The organism is Paraburkholderia sp. DHOC27, assembly GCF_003429005.1.
Taxonomy (GTDB): Bacteria; Pseudomonadota; Gammaproteobacteria; order Burkholderiales; family Burkholderiaceae; genus Paraburkholderia.
Window position 1 is genome coordinate 1,578,779 of the sequence record NZ_QVQV01000001.1, and the last position, 19,971, is coordinate 1,598,749.

Below are 19,971 nucleotides of genomic sequence, written 5' to 3' on the forward strand. Positions count from 1 at the left end.
GTTAAGCGAGCCGTTATGTCAGCTGTCAGGGGCGAGCTTGACGGCTCGCTTTTGACGAGTGCCTCGAGAGGCGGCGCCGCAAACTACGTGGCGGGCGCTACATCAATCACACTGCGCGCGGGCCCGGTTCATTTCCCGGTTGCGGGTGTTGAGCGTGCGGATGTGGGTGCACGAGGCAGGCCAGCAACAGCCCGGTGATCAGCAGAGCCGTGGACACCGCCGTCGCGGCCTGCATACCGGAGACGATATGGCCCGCTCCCACGCCGCTCACCAGTGCGCCGAAGGCCGCCACGCCGACCGCGCCACCGGCCTGGCGGGCCGTATTGAGCACCGCCGAGGCAGTTCCGGCGCGCTGCTTCTCGACCGATGCCAATACCGCCGTCGTCATCGCCGGAACGGCGAGACCCATGCCTGACGGGATCAGCAAAAACGGCAGCAACAGCCCGACGAGCGGTGTCGTGGCATCGACCAGATGCAACGCCCCGTAGCCCAGCGCGGCGATGACTGCCCCGACGAGCATCGGGACACGCACGCCATATCGCGCCACCACCCAGCCACTCAACACGTTCGACACGAGAAAGCCGCCGGTCAACGGCAGGAAGGCGAGACCGGCCTGTAGCGGCGTGTAGCCGCGCACACGCTGCAGATAGAGACTCAGCACGAACACCATGCCGTAGTACGTCAGATTCACGCAGATGCCGAACAGCACCGCGGCGCTGAACGTGCGCCGGCGAAACAGCGCGAGCGGCAGCATGGGCGCGGCCACACGCGCTTCGATCGTGACAAAGGCGAGCGCCGCGACGAACGCGAGGATGAAGCCGCCAAACACCACGGGATGCGCGAGGCCGAGTGGGCGAAACTCGATCACCGCGCCGGTGAAGGCAGTGAGCGCGACGATGGCGAGGATTTGTCCCGGCAGATCGACACTGCGCGGCCGTGGGGTGGGTTGGGTCTGCTGCGCGGCGTGCGCGTGTTGCGCGGAAGGCGTTTGCAGCGCTGACTGAGCCGGGCCGGGTTTGGGCACCCATGCGAAGGTGGCGAACAGGCCGGCCGCGCACAGCGGCAGGTTGACGAGGAAGATGCTGCGCCAGCCGAACGCCGCGATCAGCAGCCCGCCGACCACGGGGCCGGCCGCGATCGAAATGGCGCCCGCAGCGGTCCAGAGCCCGACGGCGCGTGCGCGTAGCTTGGGATCGTGTCCGCAGGCCTGATTGAGCAGGGCGAGCGAATTCGGCAGCATGGCCGCCGCGCCGATGCCTTGCAGGGCACGCGAGGCGACGAGGGTGACGCTGTTCAGCGCGAGGCCGCAGCCGAGCGAAGCGAGCGCGAAGACGACGATACCGACCGCGTACATGCGCCGTGCCCCGAGCCGGTCGCCGAGTACGCCGGCGGACAGCATGAGGACGGAGAAGGCCAGCGCGTAGGCATCGACGATCCACTGCAGGCCGGCGACGCTGGCATGGAGATCGGCGCCGATGTTCGCGAGCGCAATGTTGACGATGGTGACGTCGAGTTGCGTGACGACGAAGCCGACGCTGACAGTGGCGATGATTTTCGCCAGGGCGGGGGTGAAGGTTCCTGAGTTCATGACAGGTATCGTAGCCGCTTCGGGCTGGGGATGGTTTGGGGTTGGGTGAAGTGTCGATGTTTGTTTTTTCTGTTTTTGTTTTTTTCTTTTGGCCTTCTCTTGCTTTGTCTTTTTGGCCTTCTCTTGCTTTGTCTTTTTGGCCTTTCCTTGTTTTCTTTTTGGTTTGCTTGCGTTGCCCCTGTGCGGGGCGGCACCTACTTTTCTTTGCCTGCCGCAAAGAAAAGTAGGCAAAAGAAAGCGGCTCACACCGCCAGCTCGTAGATGTCTCCCCCGCACAGTTTCGTTAGTGGTCCGAACACAAGATGTGCTCTCGCACCCTCCACGTCCGTGACACAGCGCTCATTCATCCCGCTCCGCACTGCGTGCGTCACGGCGAGGTTTGCGCGGGAAGGCGGGGACGCTTTTTGCCTTGCGCGCGCGGTTTGCATCGCGCCTGCGCAGCAAGGCAGGCGAAGCAATGGTGAACATAAAGGGAGTGGACGGAATTCCCCGCTAATGCGGGAGGGGGTGTTATGCCGAGCGGCGGGGCGCGGAGCGCGACGCTGGAGCGGATGACTGCCTGGTCACGGGAGGAAGTGTTGCGAGGGACCATCTCGTCTCGGACCCATGGCGGGAGAGCGGCGAGGGGGACACCTACTGGCTGGCGGTGTGAGCCGCTTTCTTTTGCCTACTTTTCTTTGCGGCAGGCAAAGAAAAGTAGGTGCTGCCCCGCACAGGGGCAACGCAAATAGACCGATAAGAATGCAAGGAAAGGCCCACAAAACAAGGAAAGGCCAAAAAAAACAAAACAAGGAAAGGCCAAAAAAAACAAAACAAGAAAAGGCCAACAAAACAACGAGCGAAAGATAAAACCGCTCGCGGCGCAGCCAAAAAATCAAACCTCGAACCCCTTATGCCGCCTGCAATTCCTCAACAATACTGCAAAGCGTCTCAACCGAAATCATCGCCGAAGCATTGGAAGGCGCCGGCCGCTCAGCCGGCTTGAACACCGCATCACCGCGGCGAATCTTGCGCCGTGACACCGCACAGGTCCCCGACGTATGTGCGGACCGGCGTCGCCAACGCTGCTCTCCATAATGACAACGCCCCGGCTCCACCCAGCGGATCACCAGCGTAGTGTCGGAGCGCTCGAGAATCTCAATGCGTACGCCATTGACACCGTCAAGGGGGAAGGACTCTATGGTCTTCATCGTCGGCTCCGTATATGTGGTGTCCCGAATTTAGTCCTGCGCGCGCCCGAGAGCCATTCTGCGGCCGTTGAAACACTGTTCTCGAATTAGCAACAATCCCACTTGACTTTACCGGTCATACGAAACGACGGGGGTTTGCGGGCGGTCGGCGACTGCTTTTGCTATAGGATTGATTTTTGCAACGCAGTGTTGTCGGTAGCGCGACGGGGCTTGGCGACCAGGGCGCCGCGAAACAGAGGGGTGTCGGGCGCTTCCCGTAAGATGTGAACCTTGGGCGGCCGAGCGAAGCCAGTGTAGCGGCTTTGCGTTTTTTGAGTCGGCTCGCGCGCAATTTTCAACGAGGTCATATGGTCATACGCCCACCGTCAGCTACACCGGATCCAGATCAGTCGATGCGCCGGAAAACCCAGCAGGTGGCTACCTTCGCCCTCTACGCGGCCCTGGTGCTTCTGGCCCTGTGGATCATCCGTGACTTTCTGCCGGCTGTCGCCTGGGCGGTCGTCATCGCCATTGCCTTGTGGCCGGTGCTGCGAAAGATCGAAAGCCGCCGCTGGCTCAAGGGCCGTACCACCATCATCGCGGTATTTCTGACGCTGGCCATTGCCGTGCTCATCGTGCTGCCGGTGGCCCTTGGCATCGGTCAGGCGAGTCACGAAGCGCACGATATGCTCGGGTGGTTCAAGTCCATCCAGGAAAACGGCATTCCCATGCCGGACATCGTTCAGCGCCTGCCGTTCGGCGCGCAGATCACGGAATGGTGGCACGCCAATCTCGATCAACCCCTGCGCCAGTCACCCGCCATGAAAAGCCTGCACGGCGCCACGGTCATGACGCTCGGACGGCACTTCGGGGCGCGCGCGGTGCACGGGCTGATGGTGTTCGGCTTCATGCTGGTCACGCTGTTCGTCATCTTTCAGGCGGGCCCGCGCCTGTCCGGTTCGCTGCAAAAAGGCGCCCAACGTGCCTTTGGCCGCAATGGCGCCCAGTTGCTGGAGCGCATGGTCAACGCGGTGCGTGGAACCGTTGCGGGCCTCGTGGTGGTGGGCATCGGCGAGGGCGCGTTGCTGGGCTTTGCCTACCTCGTGGCAGGCGTGCCGCACGCCGCCCTGCTGGGCTTCGTGACCGCAATCGCCGCCATGCTGCCGTTCTGTGCCCCCATCGTCTTTTGCGCGGCCGCCCTGTGGCTGCTCGTGCAAGGCTCCGCGGCCTGGGCGATCGGGCTGGCCGTATTCGGTTTCGTCGTCGTGTTCATTGCGGAACACTTCGTACGGCCGGTGATCATCGGCAATTCGACACGCTTGCCGTTTCTGCTCGTGTTGTTCGGCATCCTCGGCGGCGCGGAAACCTTCGGTCTGCTGGGTCTCTTCATCGGCCCCGCGCTGATGACCGTATTGATGGTGCTGTGGACCGACTGGATCGGTTAGGGCGGGCCTGATTTTGCGCCGGCTTTCCTTCCGCTCGCCAGCGTCGATCGTCGATCAACGCGCGTCTAGCTGGACAAGCCGCCCGTGCCGGCGGCCCGCAAGCGCCACGCGAAGACGCGCTGAATCGGCTCGGCCGCCCACGCCACCGCGGCGAGCGCGCCAATTGCCAGCGTATCCGCCAGCAGGCCGAGTGAGACGTTGAGGTAGCCGTCGGTCGCGGCGTATAGCAGCGAATCGACCACGAGCGAAATGACCGCGCCCGCAATGAAGCACACCAGGCCCTTGCGGCCGATCATGCCCACCCACGGCAGCCATTGCGCGCACTTCCTGACCCAGCCGCGCCGGATCAGGTTGGCGGCGAGCCACGCGATCGCCACGAAATTGACGGCCCGCAGCCACGACAGATTTTGCTTGAAGCCTGGATCGAAGGGCATCTGCGGGCCAATCAGCTTGAGCGCGGCAGCGGCCGCCACCACCGTGAACGCCAGCACGCTGACGAGCCAGCCTGCCCGATCCGCGCCGAGCTTCTGATGTACCGGCTGGCAGCGCGCGATGACACCCAGCACGAACAGTAGTTGCCACGCGAGCGGATTGAAATTCCACGTCGTGTCTTCGAGAGTGGGCAGATAGTCGGCAAGCTGCGGCGCCGCCGCCCACAGCGCGGTGCTGCCCGCCAGCAGCCAGAGCGGGCGACGCCGCGCGAGCGGCACGACCAGCGGTGCAGTCAGCGCGAAGAACGCATACATGGGCAGCACCGACGCCAGATAAGGCTGGCGGCGTAGCAGCAGGATGTCGCGCACAGCGTCGAGCGGTGCATCCAGCAGATCGTCGAGATCCGTCAAGGTCAGATTGGGTGCGTCGATGCTGAACGCGATCAACACCGCGCTGACGAGCAGCATCAAGCCGGCCGTCACCAGAAAGGCGCGATAGATTTCGAGCGAGCGGCGCAGGAAGCGCGTGCGTGCGGTCGCCTCGGAACGCCGCCCGGCGAGTGCGGCGTAGGCGGTCGCGGTGGCGAAGCCGCCAAGGAAGACGAACACTTCGGTGGCATCGCACAGCGCGAAAGTGTGCAGCGTGGCGTGCGACAGCACACTGCCGCCGATGTGATCTACGAGGATGATCAGCAGAACCAGGCCGCGGAGAAAATCGAGCTCGATCAAACGGGACGATGACTTTTGCATTGCATGAGACAAAAAAGCTGCTGGCGCGGGCTCGCTGGCTTGATACCGAGCGCTGGCAGAGGTCAAAAAGGGGAAACGTGGCGCGCCCGGCAATGCCGATGGCGTCTGCACCGGTTACACGGCACGCGGCGAGGCCGCTCGGCCCACGACACGTGCAACCCTGCGCGCCGTGCGCCACGCGTGGTACGTCACACATGGCCACGACAGCGGGGCAGCACGGGTCACGCAGGCACGCTTGCTTTCAAATGGCGTCCGATCATATTACAGAATGGTAAGCAGAACTGCAGCTATCCGATTGGCCAGGACATCCGCCCGGCATCAAGCTCTAACCAGAGAAATGTGCAATCTCGATCTTTGTCACGTTGATATTTCGCAACGCTTTACCCCGGTGCATCGTGTCCCGATGGACGGCCCACTATCGGTGTGCAAGCATCATTTCCACGACCGGTGAATGCGCAAGAAAACGAAGTGGCTGCGGCAAATAAAAAAGAGGGTTCTCGAAGTTGGCTACGTGCTGGCTAAAGGCCAGAAAGTCGGGAGAGCTTCATGAAAAAGAAAATGATTGCGCTGGCTTTGTCCGCTGTCTTTGCCGTGCCTGCCTTAGCGCAAAGCAGCATTACGCTGTACGGGGTACTCGACGAGGGCATTAACTACACCAATAACGCGGACGATAAATCGGCGTATCAGTTGGAGAGCGGCTATGCGCAGGGTAGCCGTTGGGGGTTGAAGGGATCGGAAGACCTCGGCACCGGCCTGAAAGCGATTTTCGACCTGGAAAACGGCTTCGACGTGAACAGTGGCGCGCTGGGCCAGGGCGGCCGGCTCTTTGGACGCCAGGCTTTCGTCGGGCTGACCGCTTTCAATTACGGCACCATCACTTTTGGCCGGCAATATGATTCAGTGGTCGATTATGTTGCGCAGGCGACAGCGAACGGCACGTGGGGTGGATATCTGCTTTCGCATCCCTACGACAACGACAATACCGACAACTCGTTTCGGGTGAACAACACCATTAAATACACCAGCCCGGAAATCAATGGGCTTCAGTTTGGCGGCACCTACAGTTTCAGCAATGAGACCGGATTTGCCAATAACCGCCAGTACAGCCTGGGTGGCCAATACACGAACGGCGGCCTGCTGGTGGTGGCGTCCTACCTGGAGGCCAGCAATCCGGGGCTAACGACGGACGGCGCGATTGCGATCAACGACGCGAATTTTGCCTCGGAAAATCTGCGCATCTTTGGCGGCGGCCTGAACTACACGTTCGGCGCGGCGACGGTAGGTTTCGTTTATACGAACACGAATGTCGGCGAGCCGTCCGGCACCGACACGTCGGTGTACGTGGGCTCGATCGTCGCACCGAACGGCGGCACGATTACCGCGATCAAATTCCAGAACTTCGAGCTGAACGGCAAGTATCAACTCACGCCGGAATTTTTCGTCGGCGCGCAATATGTGTACACCGAAGGAACGATGGACGCGACCTCTGGCAACGAGAGCCCGAAATATCACACGTTCGGCCTGATGGCCGACTACAACGTCTCGAAGCGGACAGACCTCTATTTCCAGGCGGCTTATCAGAAGGTGGCGGGGGATAAAACTGACACCGTGCTGGATGATGCCTACATTCCTGGTGCAGCGGGCGTGTCGTCGACGGCGAACCAGTTTGCGGTCCGCGCGGCGATCCGGCACAAGTTCTAATCCACAGGCCGCTGCTTCGGCGCACTCACGTTTGCGTTTTCTGCAGAGACTGCAACGATTGGTTACTGGCAGCGCGCTCCACGTGCTGCGATAGCGCGAGATCCATTGAGCCGTCGAGTTCTTCCGGCAGCGACGTCGCAAACACCACGCTTCCATCCACGACGCTCGTGCGGCGCAAATACTGTTCGAGATGGGAGCCGGGCCGGTTGTAGTGACGACAGAATTTCAGCTCGGTGAAAGCGACGTCGAAGTTGTGGCGCAGCGCCCGATTGAGTGCGAGGTCCTCGCCACCCAGTTTGCCGCGAAACACGCTGCCTTGAGGGAAGCCACCCGCCATCCAGAACACGGGCTTGCGAACCGCCAGATTCCAGGGGGCGGAGGCCAGAACGCCGTCATAGCGCGGGTCGGTGTCGTCGAGGGACAAGCCCTCCGGCAAATCCACGATCTCGGTGCCGCATTTCAGACCGGCCCATTGCGGAAGAGTCGCGAAGACCTGTTTGGCGAACCCGTAGAAGCCGGGTAGGTGTTCATCGTCCGCATCGAGAAAGCACAAGATGTCACTGGTCGCCGCCGCGGCGCCGAAGTTGCGCGTTTGCGCCGGGCCGCCCTGGGTGGCCACATCGATGGCACGCACGCGGGAATCGTCCTGCTCGAAACGTTGAGCGATACGCAGGCTGTCGTCGTGGGAGGCGTCGATTACGACCAGCAGCTCGTCCAGTTCGGGTTGGCTCAATGCCGACGTGATGGCGCGTGCCAGGGTTACGGCGCTGTTATGGCAAGGAATTATGGTTGCCAGTGTGAGCGGGGAGCCAGGTGTCGTCATGGGTGAATGGGCTCGGGTAGGGGGCTGGAATGGTTGCCGGACTCGACACCGCCTGATGCCCTTCCGCATCTCGGGAGCCGGATGGTTGGCGTCAGGCGGGCGCCTTTACAAGCGAGGCCGGGAACGTGAGCGTATTGCTATTGCGCGCGTTGGCCTATCAGCAAACCGCTCATATTCGTTCGGATATTTCTGCAGATTGCCCAAGAGAAACTCACGGCAGTGTTGACGCCCGCCGGGTGACGCATGGTTGCGAACCTGCCGGGCGCCGTGCCGCATGACAAGGCACTCTGCGCCAGACCGGAGTGCCAATTCAGAAAAGTTCAAGCAAAATAATTCGTATACCGAACTAGATCAAATGACATGCATCGAAATGTCCCACTCTCATGCTCATCAGGTATGGTAAGGCATCCGTACTAGTTATATATCGCCTGAACTCGCCAAGTCGTCAGTTTTGATTGGCGACAAATCTTTACGCATCGCGCATAGGGCAGCGCGATAATCCCGCGCTTTGCCTTGCCAACGGGTAGGCAAAGTTGGCAACTCTCAGCAGTGCGAGCTCGTTCACGCGCAGGCAGGCCGTTAGCGCAGGCACGAAGTTCTCGTGTTTGCGCGCATGCAGACATGCCCACGGTACGTCACGCTCGCACCGCCTGTTTCCCAGAGTTGCCGCCGTCGTCCATCAAAGGAGAAGCGTATGGGGAAACTCGACCTCACGCGTCGTAGTTTTCTGAAGGCCAGCGTAATCGCGGGCGTATCGGTGTATATCGCGCCGATTGGTAGCCGCGCGTTTGCTGCATTGTTTGAAGAAAAGATTCTTACACCCATCCAGTGGGATGCGGTGAATGGTCAGGCCCGGTCCCGCATTGACGGTGTCGCCAAGGTGAGCGGCGCGAAAGTGTTCGCGCGGGACATGCGTGCTTCCGACATGCCGCACTGGCCGCAGCAACAGGCGCATGCGTTCATTCTGCGTACCACGCGCGCCGACTGTCTGTATGAGGGCTTCGACCTGACATTGCTTGGCGAGGAACTCAAGCCCGACCGCATCGTGACAGCCGACGATCTGACGCGCGACGGTCTTGCCTTCCCCGCGTTCTACGGCGACGACATGCTGCTGCCCAGCGGCAAGACGCCAGCTTATCTGGGGCAAGCGGTTGCCATCTTGATCTACCACGACTTTGCGCGCTTTCGCTTTGCGAAAGACAAGCTCAAGTTCCGTGACGAGATCATTCGCTATGGCGCGCAGACCGGGCCGCTCGAACGCGATCCGTGGGGCACCTTCCGGTTCGTGCGGGTGGGCGGCAAGACGCCCTATGACGACGACACCTTCTCGAGTCTGAAGGACGCCCCGGTGTTTCCGGGCATGATGCGCAAACATCAGCCGGTGTGGCCGGACGGCAAGGAGCATGGCAAGCTCGACGAGCAGGGCATGTTCCACGCGGAGCGCATCCAGCAGGAACTGGATCATCCGTCCGGCGACTGGCTCGTCATGGACCGCGAATATCACACGCAGTCCATCGACACCGCCGCGCTCGAACCCGACAACGCCAACTGCTGGTACGACCGCGCGACGCAATCGCTGCATATGATCGTGCCGACCCAGGCGCCGGCCGAAGTCGTGGAGAGCGCCGCGAGCATGGTGGCGAAGTGTGCGCACCCGGTGCGGCAGATCTTCCTGCACCCTTGCTACACGGTGGGCTACGGCTCGAAGGATCACTTCAACGTGCCGTTCTACGGTCTCGTCACGGCGATGTATGCGGAGGGGCGCCCGGTGCGTCTTGCGAATGACCGCTACGAGCAGTTCCAGACCTCGCTCAAACGTCACGCCTTCACCATGCACTACCGCATGGCGGTGGACCGCAAGACCGGGCTGCTGCAAACGTTCAAGGCCGCGATGGAAGCGAACGGCGGCGGGCGCTGCAATTTCTCGCCGTCGGTGGCGATGGTCGGCGCGACGGCCGCGCAATCTATCTACTACTTCCCGAAGAACGACCTCTCGGCGGTGGCGATCGCTTCGCGCGCCATCGACGCCGGCTCGGCGCGCGGTTACGGCACGTTGCAAAGCATGTCCGCCACCGAAATGATGGTGGATGAGATGGCCGCCCAGCTTGGTGTGGATCCCATTGAGTTCCGCCTGAAAAACGCCATGCGCTCCGGCATGAAGAACACGCAGGGCGCGGTGCCGGCCGGCGCGATCCGCGTAGATGAAGTGCTGCAAAAGGCACAGGCGCACCCGCTCTGGGTCGATCGCGCGAAGAAGAAGCTCGAATACGAAGCCGCCCATCCTGGCATGCGTTACGGCGTAGGTTTCGCGTGCACGCAGAAGGACTTCGGCACGGGGGCGGAAACCTCGTTTGCCAAGGTCGAGTTCACCGTTGACGGCAAGATCAGTCTGCATCACTCGGCTGCCGAGATCGGTACGGGCATGTCCACTTCGCAGGCCATCGCGGTGGCGAAGTGGCTTGGCAAGCCAGCCACGGAGGTGCGCGTCGCCGTGACCGACTGGCCGGATCTGCCGGTCGTGACGAGCGGCGATCCATACACGATGTCGCAGACTGATCAGGACAGGCTGTCGGCCAATCCACGTTGGTCGCCAGGCTACGCGTCGCCGTCGAGCGCAACCAACTCGGCGTTTTACTTTACCCACAGCACGCGGGAGGCTGCTCGCGTCCTCTTCACGCACGGCTTGTGGCCGGCCGCGCTCGCGCTCTGGACGCAAGGCCCGGGCGGCGGCCAGGCAGCGCCGCTCGTGATGCGCATCGAGGATGCACGCTGGGTGGACGGCAAGCTTTCGGCGGCCGGCCTCGAAGCGCTGCCGCTCGAACAACTCGCGCGCAAGGCGCATGAACTCGGGCTCGTGACGGGCGCGACCGTGCACGTGTTCAATCGCTGGCAGTGGAGCGAGGCTGAGTTCGAGATCGACGGCAAGATCGAGCGTCTGCCGCTCGATGGTCTCTCGTTGCGTCATGGCGAAGGCACGCCTGTGAATGCCACGGGCACTGCCGGCACTTCAGGCACGGCGAGACATGCCAGCATGAAGAAACCGCCGCAGGCCGCGCCGAACGCGTACAAGGTACTGGATCGCAAGCGCGTGTTCATTCCGCCCGTACGGCGCAACAACGCGGCAGTGACGTATTACAGCGCGGTGGCCACGCTGGTCGAACTCGCGGTGCACGAGGCGAGCGGCAAGGTGCACCTGCTCGCGCATCATTCCATCATGGAGTGCGGCAACATGCTGTCGCCGCAACTCGTCTCGGGGCAATTGCAAGGCGGGCTCGCAATGGGCATCGGCCATGCATTGCACGAATACCTGCCGCTTTACGAAGACGGTCCCGGCAACGGCACGTGGAACTTCAACCGCTACCACGTGCCGCGCGCGAAAGACGTCGCCGTGTGGACCCAGACCGGCGAAGTGCTGCCGCCATTGACCGAAACCGATCCGCCCAAGGGCATTGCCGAAGTGGTGATGATTCCGGTGGTCGGCGCGATCGTGAATGGCCTTGCGCACGCCATTGGACATCGATTTACTGACTTGCCGGTTACGCCGCAAAACATTCTGGAGGTGCTCGCATGACGGCGCCATTGGCGGACTTTCGTCCGCAATCCCTCTCGCTGAAAATCAATGGCCGCGACGTCGGCCCGTTGCAGGTTCCTGCTGGCCTGATGATGATCGACCTGCTGCACGAATACCTCGACCTCACGGGTTCACGGCTTGGCTGTGGACAAGGTGTCTGCCATGCCTGCGTGGTGATTCTCGACCATCAGGACGGCACGAGTGAGGAGGTTCGTACGTGCATCACGGGTGCGCATTTTTTCGCGGGGAAATCGATTCGCACGATCGAAGGACACGCGCAGCGTAACGAGCAGGGCGAGGTGGTCGCGCTCTCGCCTGTCCAGCAGAAGTTTCTTGAGCACTTCAGTTTCCAGTGCGGCTACTGCACGCCCGGTTTCGTCAATGCCGCGACCGTGCTGATCGAGCGCCTCAAGCGTCAACCCGTGGCGCGCGAGAAGGTGGAAGAGACCATCACCGAGGCGCTCAACGAGCATATCTGCCGTTGTACCGGCTACGTGCGCTACTACGAGGCAGTGAAGGAGGTCGTGATGACGACGCCCGGGCTCGTAAAGGACGCGGCATGACCAGGCGCTGTTCGAATCAAACCGCCATGCTGCGCGCGTTGAGAGACATCACGCTGGCCGTGGGCACGGCGGCGCTGGTTGCATGTGGCGGGGGCCACGACGACAGCGCGGCTCGCGCTGCCTCTGCGCCATGGGTTGCGCCGGCATCCGCCGCATCGGGCCCAGCGAGTCCGCAGAGCACCGCTACGGATCAACTGGCGCGCGGCCGCTATCTCGTCAAAGCGGCTGACTGCGCGGCCTGTCATACCACCGAAGACGGCGCGCCGTTCGCGGGCGGCGTGAAGCTGGCGTCGCCGTTTGGCACGTTCTACGGCACCAACATCACGCCGGATAAAGAGCATGGCATTGGCAAGTGGAGCGCCGCTGACTTCTACAAGGCGCTGCACGATGGCGTGGCGCCGGACGGCCAGTTGTATCCGGCAATGCCGTACACGTCATACCGTCAACTCTCGCGTGCGGATACGGATGCGATGTATGCGTGGCTGATGACGCAAAAGCCGGCGGCTGTCGCCAATCGTGAGGCAGAGCTATCGTTCCCGTTCAGCTTGCGCTTCGCCGTGCGCTTCTGGGACATGTTGTTCCTGAAGGACACGTTGCCGGACGCATCGAAGGGGACTTCCGCGGACTGGAACCGTGGACGGTATCTCGCTAACGCGCTGGGTCACTGCGCCGAATGTCACACGCCGCGTGGCCAGTTCGGCCAGCTCGTCAACGCGCAGCCGCTTGCGGGTGACGCGTTGGGCCGGGTTAGCGCGCCGGATATCACGCCGCATGGGCTCGTTGCGCGCGGCTGGACGGCGGCTGATCTGCAGACGTTCTTCGCCACGGGCATCGCGCCACAAGGCTCGGCCTTCAGCGAGATGTATGAGGTGGTACATCTGAGCAGCCAGTATCTGAGCCGCGACGATCTGCGCGCGATGGCCACTTATCTGCTCGGGGACGAACCCATTGCGTCTGTGCCGTTGCAGTCTGCTTCTGTCAATGCGAGTGTTGATGGCGATGCCAGCGCCGATGCCGCGCAACTGGCCGCAGGTCGCAACCTCTATCTGGGCGTCTGCGCAGGTTGTCACGGACGCGACGGCGAGGGCAAGCCGCACGTGGCCGTGCCGATGAGTGGTAATTCGACGCTACGTCAGAACAATCCACACAACCTGATCGTGACCATGCTCGATGGTGTTGTCGCGCAGGATTTTCCGGGCCACGAACGCATGCAGGACATGCCGGGTTTCGGGGCGCAACTGAGTGATGCGGAGCTGGCGCAGCTTGGCAATTACCTGCGCGCTACATTGGGTGGGCAACCGGCTGATATCACGCCGCAAGCGGTGAAAGCGCTGCGCTAGTGCGTGCGTGAGGTCTTCACGTTAAGCGTTGAATCGCGTCATGCGTGATGGACGCGAGATGACGCTTTCAGGTAGCGCACATCGTGCGCTCGATGTTGGATCGACGAACGGCCGGCTCCTTTGATAGGGGCTGGCCGTTTGCTTTTTATCTACGCAAGGGGCGTCATTGGCTCTTTCCATGAGACAGCGTGCTGCACCGCGCGACCGTGCGGCGCGTTCAAGTTTTTAGCGCGATTTGCCGATAAGCAGGCGTCACCGGTCGTTCATCTAGAGCGACATGGTTGGCCCGGCAGCGCATGTTGTTGATGTGCTGCGACGCCGATGCGGGAGGTGCTACGCGAGTGGGCGTCCTTCCGCACGAAGCGGACGGGCCGCTGCAATACACGCGGAAAGAGTTGTATCAGTCTGTTCGGACGAGGCGTTTTTTGTCTGAATCATCTTACAATTCCGCTGGAATTTTGATCGTCAACCTGGCTGGGTTTTGCGTGAAAGGGCCGTATTTCAGGGCGTTTTACGCCGAATCGTCTGGCCAGGGCAGGGGCTGGTGAGTGCCGCAAACAGGGTGAACGCCGCTGCGGAATCGCAGCGCTGTTGATGAAAGCGCGCGTTGCAGGGGAGGCGGGACTTTGCTGGCCCAGTCACGGAATAGCACTCACGGAATTGGCAGGAGTCGAAGATGTCTGCATGTCGTTTCGACAAGAGAATAATGGCCGGCGTCACGGGCGTCTGGCTTGCAATGGCTATGAGCGGTTGCGTCAACGTTGCGCAACCGGGTACGCAGGCGACAAGTGGCGGAGCGGGTGGGGCAGGTGTAACCGGTACAGCGGGGGCTGCGGGGGCATTGTCGGTGCCTGGGGCGGCTTCAACCACGGCTATGGCAGCGGTGCCACAAGCGTCGCTGGACGGACATCCACTTGCGCTGAAGAAGGGACCGCCGCTGACGTATCACGTCAAACGCGGCGATACGATTTCGCGGATCGCGCAACATCACGGCTGTAGCGTCAAGGAACTGCTGGCCTGGAACAAACTGAAGCCGTCCGCGCGCCTCAAGCGAGGCGAGGTGCTTCAGGTCGCCTCGCCGGAAGCGGTACGTGAGGCGAAGGCCGCTGCGGCAGCGGCGATAGCGGCGGCTGCGAATGTAACGGCCAGAACGGCTGTGTCGATTGGGAGTGCGACGACCTCATCGAAGATGGCGGGGTCGGCCACCGTCGATGCAACCGCAGCAGGTGCGACGGCGGCGAGAACCACCGCTTCGCCCGCCAACCCGACAGGTTCTTCGGGGACAGTGGCTGCAACGGCAACCCCATCCACGACCACGGATACCACGGGCACGCCCACCGCGTCACAACCATTGGCGCCGACGGCTGCTGCTGCGCCCCCGCCTGACGCGGCGGAGGCGCGCCAGGTGGCGGCGGAGATGGCACATCATGCGAAGGCTGTCGCACTTGCGTGGCCGGCACAAGGTAGCGTGGTTGAGGGCTTCCAGGCTGGCGAGACGCGTGGCATCGAGATTAGCGGCAAGCCGGGCGACCCGGTGCGCGCAGCGGCTGACGGCAGGGTCATGTACGCGGGCACGGGCCTGAACGAATACGGCAGCTTGATCATCGTCCAGCACAACAAGGACTTTCTGACTGCCTATTCACACAACCGCAGACTGCTGGTGAAGACCGGCGACATCGTGCGGCAGGGGCAGGAGATCGCCGAGATGGGCAACGAGAACAATTCGCGTGTTTCCGTGATGTTCGAGTTGCGCCATGATGGCAAACCGATCGATCCGATGCCGTTTTTGCCAGCGAAACAAGGCTGAGCGGGACGGCGGGGCGAGCGGTTACGTTGCGAGGCTGCTCGCTGCTCGCCACGCGCCGTCCGCCGCGCGTTGTCCGTCACGCGACGCCAGTCATGCGACGCCCGTCACCCGCGGGCCGCCGCGCGGTGGGCCGGTCATCCCGCGCCCGAGCCCCCGAGCCCCCGAGCGCCAAGGCCCAAGGCCCAAGGCCCAAGGCCCAAGGCCCAAGGCCCAAGGCCCAAGGCCCAAGGCCCAAGGCTAAAGCCCCCGAACCCCCGCGCCTTAAAACGTATCGCCGGGTACGCGTATCCATCCTTCCATGAGGACGCGCGCGCTGCGGCTCATGATGGCCTTCTTCACGACCCATTCGTCGTCGACGCGGCTGGCTTGCGCGCCGACTCGCAGCGTGCCGGAAGGATGACCGAAACGCACCGCCTCGCGTTCACCGCCCCCGGCGGCCAGGTTGACCAGCGTGCCTGGAATTGCTGCGGCGGTGCCGATCGCCACCGCCGCCGTGCCCATCATGGCGTGATGCAGCTTGCCCATCGACATGGCACGCACCAGCAGATCCACGTCACCCTCAGCGATCGGCTTGCCGCTCGATGCGGTGTACGCTGCCGGCTTTGCGACGAACGCGACCTTCGGCGTATGCTGCCGCGTGGCGATTTCGTCGAGCTGCTTGATCAGACCCATGCGTAGCGCGCCGTGTGCGCGGATCGTTTCGAGCTTTGCCAGCGCCTTGTCATCGCCGTTGATGGCGTCCTGCAACTCGGTGCCGGTGTAGCCAATTTCGTCGGCGTTGATGAAGATGGTCGGGATGCCCGCGTTGATCATCGTGGCCTTCAGCGTGCCGATGCCCGGCACGTCGAGATCGTCCACCACCTGGCCAGTCGGGAACATCGCGCCGCTTGCGCCTTCCTCCTCCGCGGCGGGATCCATGAACTCGAGCCGCACTTCGGCTGCGGGAAACGTCACGCCGTCCAGTTCGAAATTGCCGGTCTCCTGCACCGCGCCATCCGTGATGGGGACGTGTCCGATGATGGTCTTGCCGATATTCGCTTGCCAGATGCGCACTGTGGCGATGCCGTTGTGCGGCACGCGGCCCGGGTCGACGAGGCCCGCGCTGATCGCGAACGGTCCGACCGCAGCGGAGAGATTGCCGCAGTTGCCGCTCCAGTCGACGAATGCCTTATCGATCGATACCTGGCCGAACAGATAGTCGACGTCGTGATCGGGTCTGCTGCTTTTGGCGATGATGACGGTCTTGCTGGTGCTGGAAGTGGCACCGCCCATGCCGTCGATCTGTTTGCCATAAGGATCCGGGCTGCCGATGACGCGCATCAGCAGCGCATCGCGCGCGGGCCCGGGCACCTGGGCGGCGGCAGGCAGGTCCTGCAGGCGGAAGAACACACCCTTGCTGGTGCCGCCGCGCATGTAGGTTGCGGGAATCTTGATCTGTGGTGCGTGAGTCATTGCGTAGTTGTCCTGTTAAGACGGGATCAGCACGTAGTCGGCGCTCTCAGGCGGCCGCCCTGGCCGACTCGAGAAAGTCCTGCGCAAAGCGCTGCAGCACGCCCCCTGCTTCGTAGATCGAGACTTCTTCCGCGGTATCCAGCCGGCAGGTCACCGGCACCTCGACCCGTTCGCCGTTGCCACGATGGATCACGAGCGTCAGGTCGGCGCGCGGCGTACGCTCGCCGATCACGTCGAACGTTTCGGTGCCGTCGATGCCCAGCGTCAGGCGGTTCACCCCTGGCTTGAACTCCAGCGGCAGCACGCCCATGCCAACCAGATTGGTACGGTGAATCCGTTCGAAGCCTTCGGCGACGATCGCCTCCGTGCCGGCCAGACGCACGCCTTTGGCGGCCCAGTCGCGCGACGACCCCTGGCCATAATCCGCGCCTGCAATCACGATGAGCGGCTGCTTGCGCTCCATGTAGGTTTCGATCGCTTCCCACATGCGCGTGACCTTGCCTTCGGGTTCGATGCGGGCGAGCGAGCCCGCTTTCACCTTGCCGTCTTCGAGCACCATCTCGTTCTTCAACGTGGGGTTGGCGAAGGTTGCACGCTGCGCGGTGAGGTGATCGCCGCGGTGCGTCGCGTACGAGTTGAAGTCCTCTTCCGGCAGGCCCATCTTCGCGAGGTACTCGCCGGACGCGCTGTCGGCCAGGATCGCGTTGGAAGGCGACAGGTGATCGGTGGTGATGTTGTCGCCCAGCACCGCGAGCGGTCGCATGCCCTGCAAGGTGCGGGCGCCGGCCAGTGCGCCTTCCCAGTACGGTGGACGGCGGATGTAGGTACTCATTGGCCGCCAGTCGTACAGCGGGCTGGCGCTTTCCCCGGTGTCGGCCGTCACGGCGAACATCGGCTCGTAGACCTTGCGGAACTGCTCCGGCTTCACGCTTGCGGCGACGATGGCGTCGATCTCCTGATCCGATGGCCAGATGTCCTTCAGCATCACGGGCTTGCCTTCGGCATCCATGCCAAGTACGTCCTTCTCTATGTCGAAGCGGATCGTGCCGGCAATCGCATAGGCCACCACCAGCGGCGGCGACGCGAGAAACGCCTGCTTGGCATACGGGTGAATGCGCCCATCGAAGTTGCGATTGCCGGACAGCACGGCAGTGGCATAGAGGTCACGTTCGACGATCTCTTTCTGGATCACCGGATCGAGCGCGCCGGACATGCCGTTGCACGACGTGCAGGCATACGCGACTACGCCGAAGCCCAACTGCTCCAGCTCGGGCAGCAGGCTAGCTTCTTCCAGATACAGCGTCACGGCCTTCGACCCCGGCGCGAGCGAACTCTTCACCCACGGTTTGCGCGTAAGGCCGCGCCGATTGGCATTGCGCGCCAGCAAGCCGGCGGCAATCATGTTGCGCGGATTGTTCGTGTTGGTGCAACTGGTAATGGCCGCGATGATGACTGCGCCATCGGGCATCAGGCCCGGCTCGTTTTCGACCTTGCCGCTGATGCCGCGCGCGGCCAGTTCGGAGACCGGCAAACGGCGGTGCGGATTGGACGGCCCTGCGAGCGTTCGCACGACGGTGGAGAGATCGAACTTCAGCACACGCTCATATTCGGCGTGCTGCAGTCGCTCGCCCCACAGGCCCGCTTCCTTCGCGTACGTTTCCACCAGTTTGACGAGTTCGTCGTCGCGGCCGGTGAGCTTCAGATATTTGATGGTCTGTTCGTCGATATAGAACATCGCAGCCGTGGCGCCGAATTCAGGCGCCATGTTGGCAATGGTCGCGCGATCGCCCAACGTGAGATTGGCGGTGCCTTCGCCGTAGAACTCCAGATACGCGCCGACCACTTTCTCCTTGCGCAGGAATTCAGTGAGCGACAAGACGACGTCCGTGGCGGTGATGCCCTCTGCGGGCTTGCCGCTGAGTTCGACGCCGACGATATCCGGCAGGCGCATATACGATGCGCGGCCGAGCATCACGCTTTCGGCTTCGAGCCCGCCCACGCCAATCGCGATCACGCCGAGCGCATCCACCATGGGTGTGTGCGAATCGGTGCCGACCAGCGTGTCCGGAAACGCCACGCCGTCTTTCACCTGCACGACCGGGCTCATGCGTTCGAGATTGATCTGATGCAGGATGCCGTTGCCCGGCGGAATCACGTCGACGTTCTTGAACGCCTTCTTGGTCCAGTTGATGAAGTCGAAGCGATCTTCATTGCGCCGGTCTTCAATGGCGCGGTTCTTGTTGAACGCATCAGGATCGAACCCGCCGCATTCGACCGCGAGCGAGTGATCCACCACGAGTTGAGTGGGCACCACGGGATTGACGAGGGCCGGGTCGCCGCCTTGCGCCGCGATGGCATCACGCAGACCCGCGAGATCGACGAGGGCGGTCTGACCGAGAATGTCGTGACACACGACGCGTGCGGGGAACCACGGAAAATCCAGTTCGCGTTTGCGTTCGATGAGCTGTTTGAGCGATGCGACGAGCGAGACCGGATCGCAGCGGCGCACGAGGTTCTCGGCCAGCACGCGCGAGGTGTAGGGCAACCTGTCGTAAGCGCCCGGCTGGATGGCTTCGACGGCAGCGCGCGCGTCGAAGTAGTCCAGTGTGGTACCTGGCAGGGGCTTGCGGTATGCAGTGTTCATGGCGTAGGGGCAGACAAGGTTGTAATCGGGGGGACGGCTGCGTAATCGCGGTTCCTTTCCGCACGTCAAGCGGCAGGCTTCGGCGGGAGATCACGCTTTCAGGAGAATTCTATCCGCATCGGCAAGCGCATTGGCAATAGGCCGAATGGCCGGGTAGACGCACGCGTGCCGCGCTGTCATCCTGTTCGCAATGCAGTCACCGCCGCGCGAAGCATGTGCTCGACCGCTCACGGGTTGTCTCCGTTGGGCGACCGGAGCTCGGCTTCATCGCAGCGGTTCATGCCAATCGCGAACGTATAACGCAGGAGGAACCGTTATGACCAGATTGATTAAACACGCTTTGCCAACGGCACGAACTTCAGATTCTCTGGACCGGTGTAATTCGCGCTCGGCCGGATGATCTTGTTGTCGATGCGCTGCTCGATGATGTGCGCGCTCCAGCCCGCTACCCGCGCAATCACGAAGACCGGTGTGAACATGGCGGTCGGCACGCCCATCATGTGATACGACACGGCGCTGAACCAGTCCAGGTTCGGGAACATCTTCTTGGTGTCCCACATCACCGTTTCGAGTCGCTCGGCAATGTCGAAAAGCTTCGTGCTGCCGGCTTCCTTCGAGAGCTTCTTCGCCACTTCCTTGATGACCTTGTTGCGCGGATCGGAGATCGTGTACACCGGATGGCCGAAG

At 62.6% G+C, this 19,971-nt stretch carries 13 protein-coding genes; 6 read left to right on the top strand and 7 right to left on the bottom strand.

Going from position 1 to position 19,971, the window contains the following annotated elements:
• Positions 1-106 precede the first annotated feature (106 nt).
• On the bottom strand, positions 107-1,588 hold the full coding sequence (locus D0B32_RS06915; RefSeq protein WP_117333020.1) for an MFS transporter: 1,482 nt from the start codon (positions 1,586-1,588) through the stop codon (positions 107-109).
• Positions 1,589-2,478: 890 nt separating this feature from the next.
• Positions 2,479-2,778, bottom strand: coding sequence for a DUF3331 domain-containing protein (locus D0B32_RS06920; RefSeq protein ID WP_117333022.1), 300 nt, complete (start codon positions 2,776-2,778; stop codon positions 2,479-2,481).
• Between the two features lie 347 nt (positions 2,779-3,125).
• On the opposite strand from D0B32_RS06920, the gene D0B32_RS06925 reads away from it, so the two are divergent.
• The gene (locus D0B32_RS06925) at positions 3,126-4,202 is read left to right on the top strand and encodes an AI-2E family transporter (RefSeq protein ID WP_117333024.1); all 1,077 of its coding nucleotides are present in this window, start codon (positions 3,126-3,128) and stop codon (positions 4,200-4,202) included.
• A gap of 65 nt (positions 4,203-4,267) precedes the next feature.
• On the opposite strand, the gene D0B32_RS06930 is transcribed toward D0B32_RS06925, so the two are convergent.
• Positions 4,268-5,383: an OpgC domain-containing protein gene (locus D0B32_RS06930; RefSeq protein ID WP_117333026.1), complete on the bottom strand. Its 1,116-nt coding sequence runs from the start codon at positions 5,381-5,383 to the stop codon at positions 4,268-4,270.
• 546 nt (positions 5,384-5,929) lie between these two features.
• On the opposite strand from D0B32_RS06930, the gene D0B32_RS06935 reads away from it, so the two are divergent.
• Positions 5,930-7,084: a porin gene (locus D0B32_RS06935; protein WP_117333028.1), complete on the top strand. Its 1,155-nt coding sequence runs from the start codon at positions 5,930-5,932 to the stop codon at positions 7,082-7,084.
• Positions 7,085-7,109: 25 nt separating this feature from the next.
• Here D0B32_RS06935 and D0B32_RS06940 read toward each other — a convergent pair whose 3' ends face one another.
• Complete coding sequence (locus tag D0B32_RS06940; RefSeq protein WP_181969732.1) at positions 7,110-7,907, bottom strand: glycosyltransferase; 798 nt, start codon at positions 7,905-7,907, stop codon at positions 7,110-7,112.
• A 694-nt stretch (positions 7,908-8,601) separates the two neighbouring features.
• Here D0B32_RS06940 and D0B32_RS06945 point away from each other — a divergent pair.
• The 4 genes from D0B32_RS06945 to D0B32_RS06960 all read left to right on the top strand — a co-directional run bounded on the left by D0B32_RS06945 (position 8,602) and on the right by D0B32_RS06960 (position 15,188).
• Positions 8,602-11,478, top strand: coding sequence for a xanthine dehydrogenase family protein molybdopterin-binding subunit (locus D0B32_RS06945; RefSeq protein ID WP_117333031.1), 2,877 nt, complete (start codon positions 8,602-8,604; stop codon positions 11,476-11,478).
• Positions 11,475-12,041: a (2Fe-2S)-binding protein gene (locus D0B32_RS06950; protein ID WP_117333033.1), complete on the top strand. Its 567-nt coding sequence runs from the start codon at positions 11,475-11,477 to the stop codon at positions 12,039-12,041. Before D0B32_RS06945 ends, D0B32_RS06950 begins: the two co-directional genes overlap by 4 nt.
• Entirely contained in the window at positions 12,038-13,381 is a 1,344-nt protein-coding gene (locus D0B32_RS06955; RefSeq protein ID WP_117333035.1) for a cytochrome c, read from the top strand. The genes D0B32_RS06950 and D0B32_RS06955 overlap by 4 nt, the downstream gene beginning before the upstream one ends.
• Positions 13,382-14,255: 874 nt before the next feature.
• Positions 14,256-15,188 carry a peptidoglycan DD-metalloendopeptidase family protein gene (locus tag D0B32_RS06960; RefSeq protein ID WP_404935536.1) on the top strand — a complete coding sequence of 311 codons (933 nt, stop codon included), beginning with the start codon at positions 14,256-14,258 and terminating at the stop codon, positions 15,186-15,188.
• 261 nt (positions 15,189-15,449) lie between these two features.
• On the opposite strand, the gene prpF is transcribed toward D0B32_RS06960, so the two are convergent.
• From prpF to D0B32_RS06980, 3 genes are all read right to left on the bottom strand, one after another.
• Positions 15,450-16,640 (bottom strand): 2-methylaconitate cis-trans isomerase PrpF, encoded by a 1,191-nt coding sequence (gene prpF, locus D0B32_RS06970; RefSeq protein ID WP_117333044.1) that lies wholly within the window; start codon positions 16,638-16,640, stop codon positions 15,450-15,452.
• Positions 16,641-16,686: 46 nt separating this feature from the next.
• Entirely contained in the window at positions 16,687-19,284 is a 2,598-nt protein-coding gene (gene acnD, locus D0B32_RS06975) for a Fe/S-dependent 2-methylisocitrate dehydratase AcnD (RefSeq protein WP_117333046.1), read from the bottom strand.
• A gap of 329 nt (positions 19,285-19,613) precedes the next feature.
• The coding region (locus tag D0B32_RS06980; RefSeq protein ID WP_310591181.1) for a citrate/2-methylcitrate synthase at positions 19,614-19,971 on the bottom strand (358 nt) is incomplete at its 5' end.

Excerpts from the sequence above, each read along its gene's own strand:
- D0B32_RS06920 (WP_117333022.1), bottom strand. The coding sequence starts at position 2,778 with ATGAAGACCATAGAGTCCTTCCCCCTTGACGGTGTCAATGGCGTACGC.
- D0B32_RS06915 (WP_117333020.1), bottom strand. The coding sequence starts at position 1,588 with ATGAACTCAGGAACCTTCACCCCCGCCCTGGCGAAAATCATCGCCACT.
- prpF (WP_117333044.1), bottom strand. The coding sequence starts at position 16,640 with ATGACTCACGCACCACAGATCAAGATTCCCGCAACCTACATGCGCGGC.
- D0B32_RS06935 (WP_117333028.1), top strand. The coding sequence starts at position 5,930 with ATGAAAAAGAAAATGATTGCGCTGGCTTTGTCCGCTGTCTTTGCCGTG.
- D0B32_RS06945 (WP_117333031.1), top strand. The coding sequence starts at position 8,602 with ATGGGGAAACTCGACCTCACGCGTCGTAGTTTTCTGAAGGCCAGCGTA.
- D0B32_RS06940 (WP_181969732.1), bottom strand. The coding sequence starts at position 7,907 with ATGACGACACCTGGCTCCCCGCTCACACTGGCAACCATAATTCCTTGC.
- D0B32_RS06955 (WP_117333035.1), top strand. The coding sequence starts at position 12,038 with ATGACCAGGCGCTGTTCGAATCAAACCGCCATGCTGCGCGCGTTGAGA.
- D0B32_RS06930 (WP_117333026.1), bottom strand. The coding sequence starts at position 5,383 with ATGCAAAAGTCATCGTCCCGTTTGATCGAGCTCGATTTTCTCCGCGGC.
- D0B32_RS06960 (WP_404935536.1), top strand. The coding sequence starts at position 14,256 with ATGGCAGCGGTGCCACAAGCGTCGCTGGACGGACATCCACTTGCGCTG.
- acnD (WP_117333046.1), bottom strand. The coding sequence starts at position 19,284 with ATGAACACTGCATACCGCAAGCCCCTGCCAGGTACCACACTGGACTAC.
- D0B32_RS06950 (WP_117333033.1), top strand. The coding sequence starts at position 11,475 with ATGACGGCGCCATTGGCGGACTTTCGTCCGCAATCCCTCTCGCTGAAA.
- D0B32_RS06925 (WP_117333024.1), top strand. The coding sequence starts at position 3,126 with ATGGTCATACGCCCACCGTCAGCTACACCGGATCCAGATCAGTCGATG.